The sequence below is a fragment of the Bacillus sp. VA15 genome (assembly GCF_055721145.1).
Genome location: NZ_JBVQPQ010000027.1, coordinates 1 through 469, shown reverse-complemented (window position 1 = coordinate 469; position 469 = coordinate 1). Strand labels below are relative to the sequence as shown.

Annotated in this window: 1 protein-coding gene; it reads left to right on the top strand. The window is 59.5% G+C overall.

Going from position 1 to position 469, the window contains the following annotated elements; translation table 11 throughout:
* The coding region (locus AC0DBE_RS21570) for a trehalase family glycosidase (protein ID WP_472963731.1) at positions 1–469 on the top strand (469 nt) is incomplete at both ends.

Here is a 469-nt window from a genome sequence, read left to right as displayed (position 1 = left end):
GTGCAAAGCGCTACCTTGAACACCTCAAAATGGAGCACGCCTTCTGGATGGACGGGGCGGAATCGCTGCTGCTTAATCAGGCCTATCGCAGCGCGGTGCGTATGCCGGATGGCTCGCTGTTAAACCGCTACTGGGACGACCGTGACACGCCGCGCGATGAATCATGGATTGAGGATGTGGAAACCGCCCGTCACTCTGGCCGTCCGCCGAATGAGGTTTATCGCGATTTGCGCGCAGGCGCGGCCTCCGGCTGGGATTACTCCTCGCGCTGGCTGCGGGAGCCTGGCCGACTTGCCAGCATCCGCACCACGCAATTTATCCCTATCGATTTGAACGCGTTCCTGTTCAAGCTGGAAAGCGCGATCGCCAATATTTCGGCATCGAAAGGGGATAAAGAGACAGCGGAACTGTTCCGCCAGAAAGCCAGCGATCGCCGCGCCGCGGTGAACCGGTATCTGTGGGATGACGA